Genomic DNA, 22,505 nt, shown 5'->3' on the forward strand with positions numbered 1-22,505 from the left:
GTACTGGAACCGCAGAGAACTGCGGGCCATAGATGCAAACCGCATCTTCATGGTTGATACAGAAAGCGTGTCCCGCAGGGGGCACAAGCAGGAGGACAACAGTGACCACCCGCGTTGGCATTAACGGCTTTGGCCGCATCGGTCGTAACTTCTTCCGCGCTGCAATTGAGCAGGGCGCAGACCTCGAGGTCGTTGCAGTTAACGATCTGACCGACAATAAGACTCTGGCACACCTGCTGAAGTACGACTCGATCATGGGTCGCTTCAATGGTGAGGTTTCCTACGACGATGAGGGCATCATCGTTGACGGAAAGCACATCAAGGTTCTCGCACAGCGCGATCCTGCCGACCTGCCTTGGGGCGAGCTCGGTGTTGAGGTTGTCGTTGAGTCCACCGGTTTCTTCACCGATGGCGAGAAGGCAGCTGCACACATCGCAGCTGGCGCAAAGAAGGTCGTCATTTCGGCACCTGCAAAGAACGTTGACGGCACCTTCGTCATGGGCGTGAACGACGGTGATTACGATCCCGCCACGATGAACATCATCTCCAACGCTTCGTGCACCACCAACTGCCTTGCTCCTCTGGCCAAGGTTCTCCACGAGAACTTCGGTATTGAGCGCGGCATCATGACCACCATCCACTCCTACACCGGCGACCAGCGCGTTCTCGACGCTCCCCACTCGGATCTGCGTCGTGCACGTGCAGCAGCCCTCAACATGATCCCCACCAAGACCGGTGCGGCTCAGGCTGTTGCTCTGGTTCTGCCCGAGCTCAAGGGCAAGTTCGACGGACTCGCAGTTCGCGTTCCCACCCCGACCGGCTCGCTGACCGACCTGACCTTCGTTGCAACGAAGGAGGTCTCGGTTGAGGCTATCCAGGCTGCCGTGAAGGCTGCCGCCGAGGGCGAGCTCAAGGGTGTTCTTGAGTACACCGAAGATCCGATTGTCTCCACCGACATCGTGGGCAACCCCCACACCTCGATCTTCGATGCAACCGAGACCAAGGTCATCGGCAACTTGGTGAAGGTTCTCTCTTGGTACGACAACGAGTGGGGCTACTCGAACGCTCTCGTTCGCCTGACCTCGCTGGTTGGCTCCAAGCTGGCCTGATCCTCGCATAGAGCATGATCTGCTAGTTACTGGGCCCGTGTACGTGAAAGCGTATGCGGGCCCAGTTCGCTAGCGTCTCAATTTTTTATTTATTTAAGGAGATTCCCATGAGGACAATTGATAGCCTGGGTGATCTTTCCGGTAAGAGCGTTCTGCTCCGTTCGGACTTCAATGTTCCCCTCGATGCTGATCAGAACATTACCGATGATGGCCGTATTCGCGCGGCACTTCCGACGATCAAGCTTCTTTTGGATGCAGGTGCAAAGGTCATCATTGCCGCTCACCTCGGTCGTCCGAAGGGCCAAGTCAACCCCGCATTCTCGCTTGCACCCGTTGCCACCCGCCTTGCCGAGCTGACCGGTGTCAAGGTCACTCTTGCTCCCGATACTGTCGGTGAAGGAGCACACGCTGCAGTTGAGGCCGCAAAGCCCGGTGAAATCGTTCTTCTCGAGAACGTTCGCTTCAATGCTGCAGAAACCTCGAAGGACGATGCAGAGCGCGAGGCCTTCGCCACGCAGCTCGCTTCACTCGCCGATGCTTTTGTTTCCGATGGTTTCGGTGTTGTTCACCGTAAGCAAGCCTCTGTCTACGACGTTGCCAAGCTTCTGCCCAGTGCAGCAGGTTTGCTGGTCGTTAAGGAAATCGAGTCCCTGGGTAAGGCAGTTAATGATCCGGAGCGTCCTTACGTTGTCGTTCTGGGTGGCTCGAAGGTCTCCGACAAGCTCGGCGTGATTGCTAATCTGCTTTCGAAGGCGGATAAGCTCATCATCGGTGGCGGCATGGCCTACACCTTCCTTGCTGCGAAGGGCTACGAAGTTGGCAAGTCTCTTCTTGAGGCAGACCAGATTCCCACCGTTCAGGGTTACATGGAGACCGCAAAGAAGAATGGCGTCGAACTTCTTCTGCCCGTCGACACTGTTGTTGCTCCTGAGTTCGCAGCAGACGCGCCCGCAACCGTTGTAAGTTCTGACGCAATTCCCGCAGATCAGATGGGCCTCGACATCGGCCCGAAGACCCGCGAGATTTTCTCTCAAGCAATTGCTTCTGCGAAGACCGTTGTGTGGAACGGCCCCATGGGCGTCTTCGAGTTCCCCGCATTCGCAGAGGGAACAAAGGCAGTCGCACGTGCAATGAGCGAAGGAACCGCATTCACCGTTATCGGTGGTGGAGACTCCGCATCCGCCGTTCGTAACCTCGGTTTTGACGAATCTACTTTCTCTCACATTTCCACCGGTGGTGGCGCCTCTCTCGAACTGCTCGAGGGCAAGGTTCTGCCCGGTATCGCAGTACTGGAGGACTGAACAATGACACGTACCCCTTTGATGGCAGGTAACTGGAAGATGAACCTCGATCACCTCGAGGCAAATCACCTGGTCCAGGGCTTGGCCATGGAACTTTCCGACCACAACTTTGACTACTCGCGTTGCGAGGTCCTGGTGATCCCTCCCTTCACCGATCTTCGTACCGTGCAGACCGTTGTTGACGCCGATGATCTTCAGATCAAGTACGGCGCACAGGACATCTCTGTCCACGACAATGGTGCATTCACCGGTGAGATCTCCTCTGAGATGCTGACCAAGCTTGGATGCAGCTACGTGGTCGTTGGCCACTCCGAGCGTCGTGAGTACCACAACGAGTCCGATCAACTTGTCGGCCAAAAGGCTCGCAAGGCATTCGATGCCGGCATGACTCCGATCCTGTGCTGCGGCGAGGCTCTTGAGGTTCGTAGGGCTGGAACCCACGTCGAGTTCGTTCTCGGTCAGGTTCGTGCAGCACTCGAAGGCTTCACCGCCGACGAGGTCGCGAAGATTGTCATCGCCTACGAACCCATTTGGGCAATTGGTACCGGCGAGACTGCTACTGCCGATGACGCACAGGAAGTTTGCGGTGCGATCCGCGAGGCACTGCGTGCTGACTACGGCGACGCAACCGCTGACTCCACCCGTATCCTCTACGGCGGCTCGGCAAAGCCCGGAAACATCAAGGAGCTCATGAGCCAGCCCGATGTTGATGGCGCGCTTGTTGGTGGCGCATCGCTGAAGGCGGATTCCTTCGCCGCGATGGCTCGCTTCCAGGAGCTGTGATCCTTTAAAGGCTCTGGGCACCGAAGTGCGCAACACTTCGGTGCCCAGCTGGCCTTAACCAAGCATTATTCGCTAGACTACAAACCGTTGAAGTCTCTGAAAGAATCGGAAAATCGAACGTGGCGGCACTGAACATTACACTCATCGTCATCATCACCCTGACCAGCATTTTGCTGACCCTGACGATTCTGATGCACAAGGGTAAGGGTGGCGGCCTTTCCGATATGTTCGGTGGCGGAATTTCTTCTTCGGCTGGTTCTTCTGGCGTCGCAGAGCGGAACCTGAACCGCATCACCTTAGCAATCCTCCTGATCTGGGTTGTGAGCATTATCGGTATGGGAGTGCTGATGAAGTTCGCTTCCTGAACGGAAGTCTTTTAACGCCGCGCTTTTGTTAAGCGCGGCGTTTGTGTTTGAACCCCTGCTTAGAGGACGAATCGATAAGGCTTTAGAGCTATGGAAAGCACAGGGCGCACATGCGATTCTTATTCCCTCGGGTGGGCAGGGAAGTGACGAAGTCATTTCTGAAGCTGAAGCCATGGCCCGCTATTTATCTTCACGTGGCGTCCCACAGGACTCAATCCTTCTTGAAGACCGTTCAACCACAACCATGGAGAATCTTCTATTTGCCAAGCATCTTCTGGAAGCACGAGGTTTAGGAGCATACCGCTGCGCCTTTGTCACATCTGACTACCACGTCTTCCGAACGTCACTCTATGCGTCAAAAGTTGGGCTCAAGGGTGACGGCATCGGTTCGAAGACGGCTGGCTATTACTTTCCAACTGCGTTTATTCGCGAATTTATAGCTATTACAAAGGAACACTGGCTTCCCTACGTCATCATCACGATGATCTGGGCAGCCAGTGTCCTATCGCCGTATCTCGGCTCGTTGATATTCTCGAATTAGAAAGCGGGGGAGAAGTACCCCTTAGTGAGCGGCAGCGATACTCTCGCGAGCCTGTGCCGCAATGTTCTCAGGCGTGAAGCCGTACTTCTCAAACAGTCGGGCGCCGTCCACGGACTCGCCAAAGTGATCGAGGGAGACGATCCGTCCGGCCTCACCAACCCAGCGGTACCAAGGAAGCGCAATGCCGGCCTCGACAGCCACGCGCGCGCGAACCGCCGAGGGGAGGACCGACTCGCGGTAGGCCTCGTCCTGGTTCTCAAACCACTCAATGCACGGAACCGAGACAACGCGCGAGGCAACTCCCTCGCCCTTCAGCAGGCGATGAGCCTCCAAAGTAGGTGCTACCTCTGAACCCGTGGCCATCAAAATAACCTCGGGAGTGCCTTCGCAATCGGCGAGAATGTAGGCACCGCGGGCAACACCTTGAGCATCAGCAAGCTCGCTTCCTTCACCACGGGCGGGATTAGGAAGGTTCTGTCGGCTTAAGACCAAAGCTGCAGGATGATGCTGCTCGAGGATGTTCTTCCATGCCTGGACAGTCTCAGCTGCGTCCGCAGGGCGAATCACTGCAAGATTTGGAATCGCACGGTAGGAAGCAAGATGTTCAATGGGCTGGTGTGTGGGTCCATCTTCGCCAACACCGATTGAATCGTGTGTCCAAACATAGGTGACGGGAAGGTCCATGAGAGCGGCAAGGCGAACCGCACCGCGCATAAAGTCCGAGAACACAAAGAAGGTGCCGCCATACACTCGAGTAAGACCATCAGCCGCGATACCGTTCATCGCACAGGCCATCGCAAATTCGCGAATACCAAAGTGGAGGTTGCGGCCGTATGGGTCAGCTTCAAAGGAACGCGAGTACGTCCCTTCCGGAAGGAATGAGGTCAATCCATTGAGGAAGGTGTTATTTGATCCACCGAGGTCAGCGGAGCCACCCCAGAGTTCAGGAAGCACCGGTGCGATAGCGTTCAGTACCTTTCCCGAGGCCGAGCGGGTTGCGATTGCCTTATCCGCTGGGAATTCGGGGAGCGCCTTTTCCCACCCCTGGGGGAGTCCTCCCTGACGAAGGCGCTCAAGAAGAGCCGCTCGATCGGGATTTGCGTCCTTCCACTGCTCGAAACGCTGATTCCATTGGTTACGGAGTGCCTGTGCACGCTGAGCAAATTGATTGCGAGAATGCGCAACGGCCTCTTCATCGACGGCGAAGTGAGCATCCGGATCGGCTCCCAATGCGAGCTTTAATCCACGAAGTGCCTCTTCGCCGAGTTTGGCACCGTGAATTCCTCCGGTGTTGGATTTTTCGGGAGTCGGCCAACCAATAACCGTCCGTAGCGCAATGATCGAGGGCTGGTCGGTGTTATCACGAGCGGCATCCAAAGCCTCATCCAAGGCTTGAACGTCTTCAACGTAGGAGCCATCCTCGCTCAACCAGTTCACGCGCTGGACGTGCCAACCATAGGACTCGTAGCGCTTGAGAACGTCCTCGCTGAATGCGATATCGGTATCGCCCTCGATCGAGATGCGGTTATCGTCCCATAAAACAATGAGGTTGCCGAGCTTTTGTGTTCCCGCAAGGGACGAAGCCTCCGCGGAAACGCCCTCTTGAAGACAGCCGTCACCGGCAATGACGTAAACACAATGATCAAAAATCGACTGACCATGAGGAGTCTCGGGATCAAGCAGACCATGGGTAAAACGCTCAGCCATCGCGAAACCAACAGCGGAAGCAAGACCGGTTCCCAGCGGTCCAGTTGTGAGTTCAACACCCGGGGTATGCCCGAACTCGGGATGTCCAGGGGTGAGTGCGCCTTCGGTACGCAGGGCTTTCAGGTCCTCAAGTTCAACGCCCATTCCCGCAAGATAGAGCTGGAGATATTGAGTCAGTGAAGAGTGGCCCGACGAAAGAATGAAACGATCGCGGCCCAGCCAGTGTGGGTCTGACGGGTCAAGGCGAAGGTGATGCTGGTAGAGCGCATACGCCGCAGGAGCAAGCGAAATCGCTGCTCCCGGGTGTCCATTTCCGACACGTTCAACTGCATCAGCGGCAAGAATTTTGGCGGTGGAAATAGCGCGGCTATCGAGCTCATTCCAAGACGCGGGCACGATTGGACCTCCTGGCAATCGGTAAGATGGCTTCCCTGCAGGGTTAAGTGTAGCCGCTCGCCGCGCTCTAACAGCGAATATGCAGTAAATCAGTCGGGCGCAAATACAATGACCCCGTGGCTAAACAAATGGAGCGCGTTCAGGAAGAATGGCTTATTTTCCTGAGTGTCGAGAAGGGCGCATCCCCGCATACTGTCTCCAACTATCGGCGCGATGTACAAAAATATTGCGCTTTCCTAGAGGCACGTGGCGTTGATCAATGCGATCAGATCACCGAGAGTTCGATTGAGGACTTTCTTGCGTCACTTAGCGAGGTGAAAGACGGACATGCTGCAGCACCCTCCTCCGTGGCGCGCGCATTAGCGGCAATTCGTTCTTTCCACAAATACGCACTTCGAGAAGGCCACAGTGCGCAGGATCCCAGCGCCCAAGTTCGTGTTCCTCAAGTTGCTGAGCACCTTCCGAAAGCTCTAACAGTCGAGCAAGTTGAAGCCTTGCTCGAGGCGGCGGGTACCGGGGATAATCCGCGTTCACTTCGTGATCGAGCCCTGCTTGAAACCCTCTACGCAACGGGTGCCCGCGTGAGCGAAGCCGTTTCAATGGCGATTGATGACCTCGACCTTAATGAAGAACTTCCGATCATTCGCCTGTTTGGAAAGGGACGTAAGGAACGACTTGTTCCCTTGGGGTCTATGGCAAAACAGGCTCTTGAAGCCTATCTTGTGCGTGCGCGTCCCTTCTTTTCTTCAAAAGGGAAAGGCTGCCCGAACGTCTTCCTCAACAATAGGGGAGGCGCACTTTCGCGTCAGTCCGCTTGGGACATCATTCAACGCGCTGCAACGCTCGCGCAGCTTGAGGTGCCCGTCTCTCCACATACCTTGCGACATTCCTTTGCCACACATTTATTAGAAGGCGGAGCGAATATCCGAGACGTACAAGAATTGCTTGGGCATTCCTCTGTCTCGACGACGCAAATCTATACCAAGGTGACGATTGCGACCCTTAAGGAAATGTACCGAACTGCCCATCCGCGCGCGCAGCTCGATCCAAGCGATCTCACAACCTCGGCCTCGCAATCCCAATAAGACAAGCGAGCTCACAACTTAAGCGGGGTAGGGCGGAATTGTGTGGAGCAATGCACTAAGATAGGGAACGTGACGAATCCATCTCAGCCAACGCTTACCGGGGATCTTCCTGCCAACGAAGAAAATGATTTCCCCGTCCCGGCACCACTGACCGGGCATGGACCCGCACGCATTATTGCGATGTGTAATCAAAAAGGTGGGGTTGGAAAGACAACGACAACCATCAATCTTGCAGCATCGCTAGCTGAATATGGACGTCGTGTTCTGATTGTTGACTTCGATCCTCAAGGCGCCGCATCTGTTGGCTTGGGTATCAATACCCTGGATATGGAACACACAATCTATAACCTCCTGATGAATCCGAAGGAAGATATTCATCAGGCCCTGTGCCACACCTCAATTCCCGACCTCGATATCGTTCCTGCAAATATCGATCTTTCGGCCGCCGAAGTTCAGTTGGTTAACGAGGTTGCGCGTGAATCAGCACTCTCGCGTGTTCTTCGACCGGTCGTCGATGACTACGACGTCATTTTGATTGACTGCCAGCCTTCGCTTGGACTACTCACCGTCAATGCCTTGACCGCGGCACACGGTGTGATTGTTCCTATGGAAGCGGAGTTTTTTGCTCTTCGCGGTGTCGCATTGCTAGTCGAAACCATCGAAACAGTGCGCGATCGAATTAATCCGCGCCTGAAGATCGACGGAATTCTGGCGACGATGGTTGATACCCGCACCTTGCACTCCCGTGAGGTTTTGGAGCGACTTGACGAGGCCTTTGGTGACCTTGTCTTCACAACACGGATTGCGCGTACTGTGAAGTTCCCCGATGCTTCAGTCGCGACAGTGCCAATTACCAGCTACGCGCCGAACCACCCGGGCGCGCGTTCCTACCGACGTTTGGCCAGAGAGATCATCGCGCGTGGAGATGTCGCCTGAATATGACGGGACTCAAGCGGCACTTGATGATTTTCAAGTCTCGCTTGAAGTCTTCGAAGGTCCTTTCGACCTTCTGCTCCAATTGATCTCTCGGAAGAAGCTTGATATCACTCAGGTTGCCCTTGCCGAAGTGACCGATGAGTTCATTGCACATATGCATGCCTTTCCTGATCTTTCACGGACCAGTGAATTCCTTGTCGTAGCTGCGACACTGTTGGATATAAAGGCAGCGCGTTTGCTTCCTGATTATGAAGAGGAATCATCGCTGAGTAGTGAGGACCTCGAGGCACGTGACCTGCTCTTCAGTCGTTTGCTTCAATATCGGGCATTCAAGCTAGCTGCGGGGGAGATCGCACAACGGCTTGATGCCTATGTGGGTTTAATCCCGCGCAGTGTTGCGCTTGAACCTCAGTTCACTCGACTTCTTCCGGAACTTCGATGGGAAGTAGGCGCTGAGGATCTTGCTCGTGCATGTGCGGACGCGCTCAGTGCTCAGCCGCCGACCGTCGAAGTGACGCACCTCCATTCAGCTGCAGTGCCGGTTGCTCAGGAAGCAAAGGTCGTCATCGCGTATCTAAGTGCTTATGGCCACGCAACCTTTTCTCAGCTCATCTCGGACGCGCGCGATACGGCTGTTGTTGTCTCGCGTTTCCTCGCTATCTTAGAGTTGTACAGGCGCCGAGCGATCGAGTTCCAGCAGGAAGAGGCGCTTTCAACACTGGAACTTGTATGGAATGGGAATGACCCAAAGGTCGATGAATGGGAGGAGGACGTATGAGCGATGCACGTGACCTCGCTGAGACTCAACTTCTCTTCGCTCCCATCGAAGCAATTTTGATGGTTGTCGATCAACCTGTTACTGCTCAACAGCTTGCCGGTGTTCTCAATGTATCTGCTGAAGATATCGAGCACGTGCTTGAAGCGCTCTCTGCGCAATACGCTGGACGCTCTGGCGGCCGTGAACACGGATTTGAACTTCGGCGTCTAGGTGGAGGATGGCGAATTTATTCTGCTCCTCGCTGGGAGTCGCTTGTTTCCCAGTTTATTGTTGGATCAGGACAATCTAAACTGTCACAAGCTGCTCTGGAAACACTTGCGGTTATTGCCTATCGTCAACCGATCTCGCGTGCGAGGATCTCTCAAATTCGCGGCGTTAATGTTGATGCAGTGGTTCGGACCTTGAGTGCACGTGAACTCATTGAGGAAGTTGGCCAATCTTCTTCGGGGGCTCGTTTGTATGGGACGACCCAAGTATTTCTTGAACGAATGGGAATGAATTCCCTTGACGAATTGGCACCATTAGCCCCCTACCTTCCGGCTTCGGACGAGCTGGACGAACTTGAGGAGACACTGTGAGAAACGATTCCTATAGTGAAGACGGCATTCGCCTGCAAAAAGTACTCTCACGTGCGGGGGTAGCTTCTCGACGGGCAGCAGAAGAGCTTATTGCCCAAGGCCGTGTTTCAGTTGACGGCAAGGTGGTTCGCGGTCAAGGTATGCGTGTTGACCCCAGGCGTCAGGCAATCCACGTCGATGGTAAGCGGATTATTTTGGAAGAGAATCGTCCGATCGTCATGGCTGTGAATAAGCCTGTTGGCATGGTTTCGACCATGTCAGACCCGGAGGGGCGTCCGACGCTAGCGGATCTTGTTGCTGATTACCCTGAGCGTCTGTATCACGTGGGCCGCTTGGATATCGATACATCTGGGCTGCTTTTACTGACGAATGATGGTGAGCTTGCGAACCGACTGACCCACCCCTCCTACGAGATTCCTAAGACCTATATCGCGCGTGTTCACGGCGAAGTTAAGCCGGGTGTCCGCCGTCGTCTGCTCGAAGGCGTCGAATTGGAAGATGGTCCGATTGCGGTTGATTCTTTCCGCACCATGGAAACTTACGGTGATATCACCACTGTTGAAATCGTCGTCCATGAAGGACGTAACCGCCTTGTCCGCCGTCTGATGGATGAGGTGGGCTACCCAGTTCGCGAGCTCGTTCGTACAAAGTTTGGGCCTATTCGCCTGGAACACCTACAACCCGGAACAATGCGTCGCGTCAAGGGCCCGCAGCTTGCTGCTCTCTATGACGCAGTTGGCTTGTGAGTCCTGTGCCATCTCACGTGAGCACGACCCGCGGCCCCGTCCTGATTATCGGCACGGGTCTTCTGGGCACTTCTCTTGCGCTTGCACTTCGTAGTGGGGGAGTTGAGGTTTTTCTTCGTGATTCCTCTCCAACGGCTGGACGCTTAGCGCAGGATTTGGGCGCTGGTACTCTGATCGGTCCGGATGATCACTGCTCTCCGTCGCTGGTGATTGTGTCAACTCCTCCTGACGTTGCTGATATTTGTGTTGTGGATGCGTTGATTCGGTATCCCGAGGCCGTCGTCAGCGATGTCGCTTCCGTAAAGTTGGCTGTCCTTGAGGGAGTTGTCGAGGAAGCAGAGCGTCGCGGCCTCGATATCACGAGCCGCTACGTGGGTTCTCATCCGATGGCAGGTCGCGAGCGTAGTGGCGCAGGTGCGGCAGACGCAGATCTTTTCTACGGCAGGCCATGGGTGATTGTTCCTAGCCCGACTTCATCTCCTGATGCAGTGATGCGGATTCGTTCGCTTGCGGGGGATGTGGGAGCCTTCCCCATTGAGATGGACGCTTCGACGCATGATCAATCCGTTGCGCTAATTTCGCACGTACCTCAGTTGGTCTCGTCAATGCTTGCTGCTCGGCTCGCAGATGCCCCCGTTTCAGCCCTTTCACTTTCGGGTCAAGGCTTGCGTGATACAACTCGAATTGCCGCCTCCGATCCTCGTTTGTGGACCGCTATTTTGGCGGGTAATGCTGGTCCCGTTGTCAAGGTGTTGAAGGATATTCGCGGCGATCTCGATGATTTGATTTCGCATCTAGATGCCGCCGCGCAGGAAGGTCCTCTTGAAGGTGGGAGCGTTGGAGCTGTCTATCGTGTGATGGATCAGGGCAATAGGGGAGTCGCGCGGATTCCGGGTAAACACGGTGGAGCGCCAACCCGCTACGTTGTTCTCGATGTATTTGTTCCTGATACTGCTGGCTCTCTCGGTCGACTATTCGCAGATCTCGGTGAGATCGGCGTAAATATTGAAGACTTCGCCCTTGAGCACTCTGCAGGCGCTCAAATGGGTGTTGCCCGACTCAGTCTCGATCCATCTATCGTTTCTTCGACCATCTGCCAGCTGCAGGAACGCGGGTGGAATACCGGAAGTGGAGATTAATAATGTCTGACGGTCTTTCCCCTCACGGACTGACAATTGCAATTGATGGACCTGCGGGTTCTGGCAAATCAACGATTGCTAAATTACTTGCTCGTCGCCTGGGCATTGGCTACCTCGATACCGGGGCGATGTATCGTTCATTGACTCTTATTGCCTTAGAGTCAGGCGTTGCTTTAGACGATCACGATGCTGTTGCCGCCTTGCTTCCTTCTCTTGATCTGCACGCCGATTCGAATCCTGATGATCCTCATTTCTTTGTTGGAAATCGCGAGGTCACTTCGTTAATCCGATCCTCTACCGTTTCCGAGGCAGTCTCGAAGATTTCCACGAACCTTTTAGTTCGCGCATGGATGGTCGAGCATCAGCGTCAACGCATGGCCGAAGCTTCTGCAAACGGAAGTGGAATGGTTGCGGAAGGACGCGATATCACCACTGTTGTATACCCTGAGGCCGATTTGAGAGTTTTGCTTGTTGCTTCACCGCTTGCGCGGATGAAGCGGAGGGCTAAGGAGCTATTTGGCGATGACAGCCCTGAGAGCCTAGAGAAAGTTCGTTCTCAGATTGTCGATCGTGATGCAGCTGATTCAACTGTCAGTGAATTTACGAATCCGGGTCCTGGAATTGAGCTGGTTGATACCTCGGATCTTGATATTGAGGGGGTCTTGGAGGCGGTTATTTCACTTCTGCCAGCAGGCATGAGTGGAAACCACAACTGAATGTGACGGGGGTCGCCGTACTCAATTGGAATTTTCGGTAGGACTTGGGCTAGACTATCCGAGTCGCCAAAATTTAGGTGATCAAACGGGCTGTGGCGCAGTTTGGTAGCGCACTTGACTGGGGGTCAAGGGGTCGTGGGTTCAAATCCCGCCAGCCCGACAGGTAATCAGGATCGGTTTTCCGATCCTGATTTTTTATTCTCAGCCGCCTTTTGCGTGAAGTTTTACGCCCAATTGACGGCAATAACTCTCATTCTTTTCTTAGGCAAGAACAGCTAGAGCATTCCGATGAACCGTGAGATCTTCGCTTATATTCAACGAAATTGACTGAAGAAATCCTGTGAATGAGTGCACTTTTTGATGTTACGGATGTGGCAAATGTGTATAGTGTTACGAAAGTGACTAACCATCATCACTGACGGAGTTTATCTATGCGAGTAGTTTCCCTGACAGCAAGTGCTGCATTCTTGAGCCTTGTGTTCCCACAAGGAATAGCCTTGGCGAATGCTCCTACTAGCGATCACCAGATCACCCTTACAGGGACGACAACAATTCGCGAACACCCCGTACAAAAGATCACTCTCACGAGTTCGCAAGGAGAACCTACCCGCGTTGCCCAAGCAGGCCTCGAGAATGTTGGAATTGGAAATGGGCATTCTTTAAAACGGTTCTCACGCGCCACGTTGCAATCGCAGGGCACATCTTCTTTTGATCCAAGTGATGATGCAGCAATCTTGACCGAACCGATCTCTGTCGATCCTTTTATGGTGACCGGTTTGTCTTGGAGTGGAGAAAGCGCGCTTTCTGCCAATACCCAGATGTTTATTCGGGTACGCGAGAATGGCCAGTGGAGCCAGTGGTACCTCACTGATAAGGATGGGGGAGCAGGAAAAGACCGTGCTGACGGTACTGAAGCACGCGGTGGTACGGATCCTTTCATTACCGCGGGAGCCGATGGTATCCAGATTCGCGTAACTGGAGACGAAGACGATCTTCCTGCTGATCTCGAAGTCGCAATGATTCCCGATAACCCGCAAGGCGAAACAACACTGGCAGAAGACGATGTTGTAACAACGGCTGCGGAAGGCACAGATCTTAATCTCGAGTCCGTGCAGGCTGAAGGTAACGATTTTACTTCGCTAATTCTGCCCGAGCAGAACACTGAGGCTGATAGCCAGAGCGCAGAGCCTGAAGCTGAAATACCAACCCCTGCTTCAAGCGAGGACAGTGCCGAGGAATCAACTCAAACTGTTTATCCAGGAGTCGGTAGTGGAATCGCAATCGGTCGCAGCGGTGCGCAGCTGAGCCGCGCATTCCCCAAGACCGCTCAGCCGAATGGGCTTCCCATTGCCGTAACAAGTCGGGCTGGATGGGGCGCAGACGAGTCCTATCTTGACTGGGATCCCGAGTACTATAACACCCGCCATGTTGTCATTCATCACACGGCTGGTACCAATAACTACTCCATGGATCAATCTGCATCCATTGTCCGGGGAATCTATCACTACCATGCAGTGACTCTTGATTGGGGAGATATCGGCTATAACTTCCTCGTCGACAAATGGGGACGTGCTTTTGAAGGACGTAAAGGCACCTTATCCGCTCCTTCGGGAAAGATGGTCGCTGGAGCTCATGATCAGGGTTTCAACTCTGGAACAATGGGCATCTCGATGATGGGTACCTACCAAAATGAGGCTCCCTCGCAGGCAACCTTGAACACCGTCGGTGCTTTGGCAGGTTGGCAATTGCGTCGAGCAGGTGTCAATAATATGTCAGAGAAGGCTGAATTTAAGCCGCTGGGTTCAAACCCTAAATATCGCGCCGGAACCGCAGTGAATCTACCTCGCATTTCTGGTCACCGCGATACTTACCCGACAAGCTGCCCTGGTGATGCCGGCTACGCAAAGCTCCAGCAAATCCGCGAAATTGCCCAAAATGGCAGTCGTGCAACGACTACGAACACCTCGGATCGTTCGGTGGCCTACTCCGTTAAGGGAGCGATTCGAGGACTCTGGAATGAAAATCATTCCCTCATGGGTGATCCAAAGAGCGAGGAAGAATCAAGCGGTAGCGGGGTCTACCAGCTCTTCGAACGAGGTACCGCTTACTGGACCGAAAAGACTGGCGCACATTTTGTCTCCGGATCAATCTTCCGCACATACGGTGACAACCGTTACGAACGTGGCTTCTTAGGATTTCCGACGAGTCATGAGTATTCTGCAGGTTCTGGACGCGTACAAGAATTCGAAGGTGGAGTGATCACTACCTCTGGATCAGGAAACTACGTTCTGCGATTCGGAACAGGTACTGCAAACACGTACCGCACTTTGGGCGGAGCAAGGAAATTTGGCGCAGCAACAAGTGCTGAAACACGCTCCGGAAGGGGAGTATTTCAGGTATTCGACAAGGGAACCGCTTATTGGACAGCGGAAGGCGGTACCCACTTTGTCAGCGGAGAAATCTTCAAAGCATATGGACAAGCAGGCTATGAACGCGGCTCATTAGGTTATCCGATAAGCGACGAATACTCCACGGATTCGGGGCGGATTCAGGAATTCCAAGGTGGCGTCATTACCTCCTCGACTTCAGGGACCTACACCCTGCGTTATGGGACTGGTATTGCAAACGCTTTCCGCGAGATTGGTGGGGTAAAAGTTGTCGGTTTACCGCGCACCTCCGAGACCCATTCAGGTAAGGGCGTCTACCAAGTATTCGATAACGGCACGGCGTACTGGACCCCTCAAGGCGGTACTCATTTTGTACGGGTAGGGATCTTCAACGCCTACGGAAGCAAGGGATACGAACGCGGTTTTCTTGGTTTCCCCGTCAGTGATGAGTACTCGGCAGGTTCCGGTCGCGCACAGGAGTTTGAGGGCGGCGTCATCACATGGAGCGCAGGTGCGGGAACCTATGTCCTGCGCTACGGGACTGGTATTGCAAACGCATATCGAGATCTTGGCGGTGCACGCTTCTTGGGTGTTGCAACTACAGCTGAGACACCTTCAGGTAAGGGAGTATTCCAAGTCTTTGATAAGGGGACTGCCTACTGGAGTGCAACAAGCGGCTCACACTTTGTACGAGGCGAGATCTTTGTAAAGTACGGCCGAGCTGGATATGAACGCGGAAGCTATGGGTATCCCACCAGTGATGAATTCTGGTCCTCAGGTACTCGAGTTCAGTACTATGAGGGCGGTAGAATCGCCTCATAACTAAGCCCTGACGGCGTAGATGAGGCAATAATGGCGTACACGCAAGAAGACTTTCAGGAATGGATTTTCTTCATTTCTGACAAGTTGGACTACATGACCGATACATTCGCAAAAGAAAACGGTCTGAATCTTGACTTCTCAGTTGAGTCCATTGATGCCCTCGAAGAGTGGATGCTTGCGCATTACTCATCGCCTCAAGACCTCATTAACGATCCGCGGATGCACGATCTACTCACGGTGTATATCGGCGAGACCTACCGGCATCATCTGGGTGGACAGTGGTTCATGGATCTGGAGAACAAGAAGAACGCATACTATGCGATGCCTATTCTGAAAGATCTTCGTTCGCGAAGGGCTGGATCAATGACACCCCTCATCGATGCCACAGCATCTCTTAATCGGCGCACAGGGACGTATATGAGCACAATCTTCCGGTACAAGATCGAGCTTTCCAAAGAAGATGACTGATCACATGTGAATGCGTGTAGGTAAAACTTGTGGTGCGGCCTCCCCGTTGGGCGAGGCCGCACCACTTAATAACTCTTTGAGAGCCTAGCGGCGACGGCGCTCGCGTACACGTACCGAAATCTGGATAGGGGAGCCCTCAAATCCAAAGTCTTCGCGCAGACGACGCTCAATGAATCGGCGATATCCGGGATCCAAGAACCCGGTTGTGAAGATGACGAAACGTGGAGGCATATTCGACACCTGGGTCGCGAAGAGGATTCGAGGTTGCTTCCCTCCGCGAAGGGGGTGCGGATGCGCTGCAACCAGTTCACCCAAGAAGGCATTGAGGCGGCCAGTGGGAATGCGTGTTTCCCAGCTATCCAGTGCAGTCTCCATCGCACGAGTTAGGCGGTTAATATGCCAGGTTGTCTTCGCTGACACGTTAATTCGCGGCGCCCATGAGACTTGAACAAGCTCTCGTTCGAGCTCTGAACGAAGCTGAGCTTGGCGTTCTTCATCAACCAGGTCCCACTTGTTGTTGATGATGACCACTGCACGGCCGGCATCAACTGCCTGCTGCACGACTCGAATGTCTTGTTCTGTCAGCGGCTCTGAGGCGTCGAAAAGAATCAACGCAAGTTCTGCCTTTTCAAGGGCTGCTTGGGTTCGAATTGACGCATAGTAGTCAGCACCAGTGGTTCGGTGCATCTTTCGGCGAATGCCCGCGGTATCGACGAACCACCACTGCTGCCCGTCAAGCTCGATGAGCTCATCAACTGGATCACGAGTCGTACCAGCAAGCTCATTGACAACAACACGCTCAGAACCAGCCAGAGCGTTGAGCAGCGAGGATTTACCAACGTTCGGACGTCCGATCAGAGCAACTCGCCGAGGGCCGCCCACAGGCAGCGCTGAAGCCACTGAAGACACTTCAGGAAGCACAGCCATCACAGCATCGAGAAGATCACCGGTACCGCGGCCGTGAAGTGCAGAAATAGCGTAGGGCTCACCCATTCCGAGTGACCACAGGTAGGCCGCTTCAGCTTCTTGCATCGCAGAATCAACCTTGTTCGCCGCTAGAACGACGGGCTTACCGCTCTTACGAAGCATAGAGACGATACGTTCATCCGTATCTGTCATACCAACAGTCGCATCGACTACGAACAGCACGGCATCTGCCAGATCAACCGCGATTTCTGCCTGTTCTGCGACCGAACGGTCAATTCCCTTGACATCGATTTCCCAGCCGCCCGTATCGACAAGGGTGAAGTGACGACCTGCCCAATCGGCAGGATAAGATACGCGGTCTCTCGTAACACCAGGGGTGTCTTGAACAACTGCTTCACGCCTACCAATAATGCGGTTCACCAACGTTGACTTGCCGACATTGGGGCGCCCGATCACTGCCAAAACGGGAAGGCCGAATTCACTGTCCTGAGAATCAGAATTCTCGAAGTCCCCGTTGAGCAGGGCAAGATCTTCGTCATCAAGCTCAAACTGGTCGAGGGAGTCACGCATTGCACGTGCGCGTAGCTCTGCTTGACCTTCGTCGAAGGGCTCTGTGTTCTCGAGGTATTCTTCAGTCACGTCCTTATCCTATCGGTAGTCAGTGATGACAAGCGCGTTACAGGCGCGCGCGAATGTCTTGTTCCAAGACTTCACGAGCAACGGGTACATCGTTATAGACGTGCTTGATTCCCTGGATATCTTGATACCACTCGGCACCCTTTCCGGAAATGACGACGATATCTCCCGCGTCTGCCGCGAGAATTGCCTGACGGACTGCGTCACGGCGGCATGTGGTCACTTCAGTAACGTCATGGAAATCAGGACGAACACGCCGAATTCCGTTGAGGAGTTGCTGGCGAATAGATGAGGCATCTTCAGTACGCGGATTCTCATCGGTCACCCATAAAACGTCAGCAAGTTGAGCAGCAATTTCGGCTAGAGGCTCACGCTTTGTCGCGTCGCGATCGCCATCGGTTCCAAACACTAAAACGAGCTTGCCACGAGTTAACTCGCGGACGGATTTGAGTGTCCAATCGAGTCCCTCTGGAGTATGTGCAAAGTCCACAATGACAAGTGGCTGTGCGCCTGGATCAGGATTAACGGAGGTCATACGGCCGGGAATCTGTTCCGCACCTTCAAGAGCCGAAACTGCTGCTTCGAACTCACATCCCAGCTTCAGTGCTGCAACCAGTGCAACGACGGCGTTTTGGACATTAACTTCACCGAGCATCGGCATCCGAATGAGGCGTTCATCGCCCTGAGGGGTCACCAGATCAAAGGTGACAGCGGGGATCGCACGATCGAAGTTAATGCGACGAACGGTCCAATCGGCCTCGCGATGGGAAAACACTGAAACAGTAGTAACGGGCACTTCGCTTTCTTGGGCCAAGCGAAGGCCCCACTCATCATCAACACAGACGACACCGCAACGCGAGTGCGCAGGAGTGAACAAACTCTTCTTGGCCTCGAAATAATGCTCCATATCACCGTAGTAATCGAGGTGATCATGCTGAAGATTCGTGAATGCAGCGACATCAAAAATAATGTCGTCAACACGGTTCAAACTCAGCGCATGCGCTGAGACCTCAACAATCGCTGCGCCGCATTCTTTCTCGCGAGCAAGTGCAAGAATTCGCGCGACCTCAGGAGCCTCGGAAGTGGTTTTCTCTGAATTGATGACGAGGTCACCAACACGGATCTCAACAGTCCCGCACAGTGCAGGATCGTTGAAGGTACTGCGCAGAATCGAACGCAGAAGGTAGGTTGTTGTGGTCTTTCCATTCGTCCCGGTTACAGCCACAGTTTTGAGTGCCGAGGCCGGATGGCGATAGATATTCGCCGCGATAGTTGCGCTCGCACGACGCGGATCCGCAACAATAACGATCGGAATATCAGGGTTCATTTCACGTGCGCGTTCAGATCCTTCGCGATCTGTAACAACTGCTGTGGCACCAGCTTCGACGGCAGCATGGAGAAAGCGAATACCGTGCTGAACCAGCCCAGGAATCGCAACAAAGAGCCAATGATCTTCAATATCGATCGATGAAACGCTGACACCAGAAACGGTAAGTTCGGTATCAGGGCACAGCGACCAATCAAGCCCCTGAACCCCCTCGAGTGCCTGAGAGAGTGGAATTGGCGAGGTAATCGGACGAATATCGGTGGCATAAGTCATGACTTTTAGAGTATCCGCTTGCTCCGCGAAAAGCTTCTTCATCGACACGTCAACACAAAATTTCTCTAAAATGAGGGCATGTATGTCCTGACTCGTGAAGATGCACGTCACCGTTCAACCGTTGTTACAGTCCGCCACATTGATGTCACACTTCACCTCGAAGAAGCGGCAAGTGAGAAAAGCTCGTACCGCGTTCTCTCACGTATGACCCTTGTCTCTCAGGAACCGACGCTCTTTGTCGATGTCGCTGGTGAGGTCCAGACGGTTTCGATTGATGATGTTCCTTTAGCATCCGATCAATTCACCTACGACGGTGAACGCCTCGATATCAGCGGAGTTCCGACCAAGCGAGAGGTGACGATTGCCGTTGAAGCTGATTGTCGCTTTTCGACGACGGGGGAGGGGTTGCATCGCTATCACGATCCCGAGGATGGACGCTACTACCTTTACACGCAATTTGAGCCTGAAGATGCCCACCGCGCGTGGCCTTGCTTCGATCAACCTGATATAAAACCCACGTGGACTTTCCACGTCTATGCACCAAACGAGTGGGTTGTGACTTCCAATGGGATTGGAAGCTCTCAGGATTGCGGCAACGGCATCACGCTGTGGGATTTCACGACCACTGAGCCTTTGTCAAGCTACATTACAGCGGTCGTTGCGGGCCAGTGGGCGGTCGCCCAGGGCGGGAGCTGGGAAGGAAGCGCAGGCGATGGCAACACTGCAACACTGCAGCTTCGCCTGCTCTGCCGTCAGGCATTAGCAGATTCAATGGATAGCGATGACATCCTAGCTGTCACGCGGGCCGGTTTAGATCACTATCACAAACATTATGGCTACACCTTCCCCTGGGGAAGCTACGACCAGATCTTTGTTCCCGAATACAATCTGGGTGCAATGGAAAATCCTGGGTGTATCACCTTCAATGAGAACTATCTGAGCCGTGATACGCCGTCATTTGCACTGCGGCAAAAACGTGCGAACACAATCCTCCACGAGATGTGCCACATGTGGTTCGGCGATTTGGTTACTCCGGCATGGTGGGAAAATCTTTGGCTAAAAGAGTCCTTTGCGGAGAACCAGGGAACGACAACTGCCGCTGAGGCAACAATTTACACGGGGGAGTGGGCCTCATTTGCCATTGGTCGTAAGGCTTGGGCACTTGCCCAGGACCAGTACCCGACAACGCACCCCATCGTTGCAGATATCCCTGATATCCCTGCTGCGAAAAACAACTTTGACGGTATCACTTACGCGAAGGGGGCAGCAGTCCTCAAGCAGCTTGTCGCGTGGGTTGGTGAAGAGACCTTCTACAAGGGTGTGCGACTGTATTTCCAGCGATTTGCTAACTCTTCAACCGGTCTCGAGGATCTTTTGGGGGCATTGGAAGAAGCCAGTGGTGAAGATCTTGGGAAGTGGAAGGACGCGTGGCTCCTCACCACAGGCCCTTCTACTCTTTCACTCAGCTGGACAAGTGATGATGCAGGGCGTCTGACAGGCCTCCATATGCACCAGGAAGGGCTTGCTCGTCCGCACAGCCTTGAAGTCTCATTCTGGACAGCAGATAACGGTGTTTTGAGGGAAAAGTGCCATTTGCGCGTCCGCGTAGAGGAAGCCGATTCTGCCGTTAAGGTCCCCCCGGAGCTTGCTGAAGCTGGTAGTGCACAAGACATTGATTTGGTGGTCGTGAATGACGTCGACTTGACTTATGCGATTTCGCGCTTTGATGAGCATTCGATGCGAACTGCGCTCGCATACGTGTCGACCATTGAACGTCCTATTACTCGCGCCGTCATTTGGTCCAATCTCTTTAGTGCACTGCGTGGCGGCGACTTGGATCCGCGTGACTACATTCACTCAGCTCTTACCCATATGGCTGAGGAAAGCGAAGATGCCATTTTCGAGCGTCTACTGGCGACAATCCGAGTCGCCCGTTCCTTCCTTCCTCGCAGTTCACGGGATCGTTGCGATCGCGAGATCCTCAACACGCTTGCTGAGTTTATGCGTCATGCTTCCCGTGACCGAGGCCGCGCTGCCCTTCGTCTTTTTGTTGACGTCTGGATGGCATGCTCAGATGAGACCTATACCGAGGCCGTGCTTGAACTCGCCCACGGACGTCACAGCGATCGACTTCCCTTCATCGAGGGGGAAGAAAGCGCGTGGGATCTTCGCCGGGCTTGCGCCGCGCGAGGCCTCGTCACCGAGAAAGATTTGGATTCCTGGCTCGAGGCCTCACCGACGGGGGAGAACCGTACCCGCTGGATTCGCTCGCGTGCGGCGCTTCCAAACGCTGATATTCGTTCGCAGGTTTGGAACGAAATTTGTCACGGATCGGCAATGTCGAACCTTGATTTAAGTGCTTCATTGCAAGGCCTGAACGATTCAACGTGGAGTAGCCCCGGCTATGTCACGCAGTACTTCAATCAGCTGCTCCCATTTTGGAAGAACTCATCAATGGGACTCGGGATTCGTTTTGTTGAGGGCGGTTTCCCGATGTCTATTGATGTTGAGTGTCAAAGCCTAGACGAGGATCCAATTGAGGCTGCAAAGATCTGGCTCGACGAGCACTCAGAGGTCGCACCCGCACTCACACGCCTAGTCATTGAGAAGCTCGATGATCTTGAGCGGGCCTATTCCCGTCAGAAGCAGTGGCAATGAGTAATCAGCATGCCTCCTCGTCGTCGGCAGGTAATGATCCCGCTGCATCGATGTCCCTCTTGAAGGCAATCCTTGAGAACCCCTTGGATGCTGGATACGGGACCTATCACGAGAAAGCTAGTCGCGGCGTAACTTCGGTTTTCCATCGGACCATCACGATTCTCATCGCAATCGCATTGGGCATTGGTGCGGGGTTTGCAATCAGTGGTTTGCGCGCCCAAGCGCAAGGGGATGTGCACTCATCTCTTTTGAGCCACGCTCAAACGCAAACGCAGCAGATCACTCAAATGAGAGATGAAGTTGCGACGCTTCGCGCACATGTAAAAGAACTATCAGCTCAGCAGGGACAAAGCAGTATTCACGAAAATGCTGCAACAGCCCTAGCAAATGCTGATACTCAAGTAAGTGGGCCGGGACTGAAAGTTACGCTTACCGATGCTGCAAATGCCGTGTCTTCACGCCAAAACGGTCAAGGACAGGTACGTGACCAAGATATTCGAATGGTTGTCAATGCTCTGTGGGGTGCCGGGGCTGAAGCAGTGAGTGTGAACGGCCAAAGAATCGGTCCCGGTTCTTTTATCCGAACTGCAGGTTCAGCGATTTTGGTTGACGTCAATCCGATTTCTTCACCGTATACGATCGAGGCAATTGGTGATGCGAATACCTTGTCATTGTCATTGGTTCGCGGCTCAACGGGGGATTATTTGTCCAGTGCAGAATCCCTCACAGGAATTAAACTGAGTGCGCAGTCTGTTAAAGAAATGACGCTCAACGCACGCGATAACCGGTCAACTCGTTGGAGTGAGACCATCGAAGAGGGGCACTAA

19 protein-coding genes and 1 tRNA gene are annotated in these 22,505 nt (G+C 53.9%); 17 read left to right on the plus strand and 3 right to left on the minus strand.

Annotated elements, in window-relative coordinates; genetic code table 11:
• Positions 1-101 precede the first annotated feature (101 nt).
• The 5 genes from gap to HGAS_RS08330 all read left to right on the plus strand — a co-directional run bounded on the left by gap (position 102) and on the right by HGAS_RS08330 (position 4,099).
• Positions 102-1,109, plus strand: coding sequence for a type I glyceraldehyde-3-phosphate dehydrogenase (gene gap / locus HGAS_RS00435; RefSeq protein ID WP_019126003.1), 1,008 nt, complete (start codon positions 102-104; stop codon positions 1,107-1,109).
• Between the two features lie 107 nt (positions 1,110-1,216).
• Positions 1,217-2,410 (plus strand): phosphoglycerate kinase, encoded by a 1,194-nt coding sequence (locus HGAS_RS00440; RefSeq protein ID WP_019126004.1) that lies wholly within the window; start codon positions 1,217-1,219, stop codon positions 2,408-2,410.
• Positions 2,411-2,413: 3 nt separating this feature from the next.
• Entirely contained in the window at positions 2,414-3,193 is a 780-nt protein-coding gene (gene tpiA, locus HGAS_RS00445) for a triose-phosphate isomerase (protein ID WP_019126005.1), read from the plus strand.
• A gap of 119 nt (positions 3,194-3,312) precedes the next feature.
• On the plus strand, positions 3,313-3,558 hold the full coding sequence (secG, locus tag HGAS_RS00450; protein ID WP_019126006.1) for a preprotein translocase subunit SecG: 246 nt from the start codon (positions 3,313-3,315) through the stop codon (positions 3,556-3,558).
• A 25-nt stretch (positions 3,559-3,583) separates the two neighbouring features.
• The gene (locus HGAS_RS08330) at positions 3,584-4,099 is read left to right on the plus strand and encodes a YdcF family protein (protein WP_267878822.1); all 516 of its coding nucleotides are present in this window, start codon (positions 3,584-3,586) and stop codon (positions 4,097-4,099) included.
• A gap of 21 nt (positions 4,100-4,120) precedes the next feature.
• Here HGAS_RS08330 and tkt read toward each other — a convergent pair whose 3' ends face one another.
• Positions 4,121-6,202 carry a transketolase gene (gene tkt, locus HGAS_RS00460; RefSeq protein ID WP_019126008.1) on the minus strand — a complete coding sequence of 694 codons (2,082 nt, stop codon included), beginning with the start codon at positions 6,200-6,202 and terminating at the stop codon, positions 4,121-4,123.
• A gap of 128 nt (positions 6,203-6,330) precedes the next feature.
• Between tkt and xerD the strand changes: the two genes are divergently transcribed.
• The 10 genes from xerD to HGAS_RS00510 all read left to right on the plus strand — a co-directional run bounded on the left by xerD (position 6,331) and on the right by HGAS_RS00510 (position 15,857).
• Positions 6,331-7,287 (plus strand): site-specific tyrosine recombinase XerD, encoded by a 957-nt coding sequence (gene xerD, locus HGAS_RS00465; RefSeq protein ID WP_019126009.1) that lies wholly within the window; start codon positions 6,331-6,333, stop codon positions 7,285-7,287.
• 69 nt (positions 7,288-7,356) lie between these two features.
• The gene (locus tag HGAS_RS00470; RefSeq protein WP_019126010.1) at positions 7,357-8,223 is read left to right on the plus strand and encodes a ParA family protein; all 867 of its coding nucleotides are present in this window, start codon (positions 7,357-7,359) and stop codon (positions 8,221-8,223) included.
• On the plus strand, positions 8,213-9,001 hold the full coding sequence (locus HGAS_RS00475; protein WP_019126011.1) for a segregation and condensation protein A: 789 nt from the start codon (positions 8,213-8,215) through the stop codon (positions 8,999-9,001). The genes HGAS_RS00470 and HGAS_RS00475 overlap by 11 nt, the downstream gene beginning before the upstream one ends.
• Positions 8,998-9,579, plus strand: a complete 582-nt coding sequence (gene scpB / locus HGAS_RS00480; RefSeq protein WP_019126012.1) for an SMC-Scp complex subunit ScpB — start codon at positions 8,998-9,000, stop codon at positions 9,577-9,579. The genes HGAS_RS00475 and scpB overlap by 4 nt, the downstream gene beginning before the upstream one ends.
• The gene (locus HGAS_RS00485) at positions 9,576-10,325 is read left to right on the plus strand and encodes a pseudouridine synthase (RefSeq protein ID WP_009409431.1); all 750 of its coding nucleotides are present in this window, start codon (positions 9,576-9,578) and stop codon (positions 10,323-10,325) included. Before scpB ends, HGAS_RS00485 begins: the two co-directional genes overlap by 4 nt.
• A gap of 17 nt (positions 10,326-10,342) precedes the next feature.
• Positions 10,343-11,464, plus strand: a complete 1,122-nt coding sequence (locus HGAS_RS00490) for a prephenate dehydrogenase (protein ID WP_019126013.1) — start codon at positions 10,343-10,345, stop codon at positions 11,462-11,464.
• 2 nt (positions 11,465-11,466) lie between these two features.
• Positions 11,467-12,180 (plus strand): (d)CMP kinase, encoded by a 714-nt coding sequence (gene cmk / locus HGAS_RS00495; RefSeq protein ID WP_019126014.1) that lies wholly within the window; start codon positions 11,467-11,469, stop codon positions 12,178-12,180.
• A gap of 86 nt (positions 12,181-12,266) precedes the next feature.
• Positions 12,267-12,340 (plus strand) — tRNA-Pro (locus HGAS_RS00500).
• 337 nt (positions 12,341-12,677) lie between these two features.
• A complete protein-coding gene (locus HGAS_RS00505) occupies positions 12,678-15,389 on the plus strand; it encodes an N-acetylmuramoyl-L-alanine amidase (protein WP_233993649.1) in 2,712 nt (903 codons plus the stop codon).
• A 30-nt stretch (positions 15,390-15,419) separates the two neighbouring features.
• Entirely contained in the window at positions 15,420-15,857 is a 438-nt protein-coding gene (locus HGAS_RS00510) for a hypothetical protein (RefSeq protein ID WP_019126016.1), read from the plus strand.
• 84 nt (positions 15,858-15,941) lie between these two features.
• Here HGAS_RS00510 and der read toward each other — a convergent pair whose 3' ends face one another.
• The gene (gene der, locus HGAS_RS00515) at positions 15,942-17,423 is read right to left on the minus strand and encodes a ribosome biogenesis GTPase Der (RefSeq protein WP_009409427.1); all 1,482 of its coding nucleotides are present in this window, start codon (positions 17,421-17,423) and stop codon (positions 15,942-15,944) included.
• Positions 17,424-17,460: 37 nt separating this feature from the next.
• Entirely contained in the window at positions 17,461-19,020 is a 1,560-nt protein-coding gene (locus HGAS_RS00520) for a UDP-N-acetylmuramoyl-L-alanyl-D-glutamate--2,6-diaminopimelate ligase (protein ID WP_026066542.1), read from the minus strand.
• Positions 19,021-19,098: 78 nt separating this feature from the next.
• Between HGAS_RS00520 and pepN the strand changes: the two genes are divergently transcribed.
• Both pepN and HGAS_RS00530 read left to right on the plus strand, forming a co-directional pair.
• A complete protein-coding gene (pepN, locus tag HGAS_RS00525; protein WP_019126018.1) occupies positions 19,099-21,678 on the plus strand; it encodes an aminopeptidase N in 2,580 nt (859 codons plus the stop codon).
• Positions 21,675-22,505, plus strand: a complete 831-nt coding sequence (locus HGAS_RS00530; RefSeq protein ID WP_019126019.1) for a DUF881 domain-containing protein — start codon at positions 21,675-21,677, stop codon at positions 22,503-22,505. The genes pepN and HGAS_RS00530 overlap by 4 nt, the downstream gene beginning before the upstream one ends.

The sequence above is a fragment of the Actinomyces sp. ph3 genome (assembly GCF_000308055.1).
Lineage (GTDB): Bacteria > Actinomycetota > Actinomycetes > Actinomycetales > Actinomycetaceae > Pauljensenia.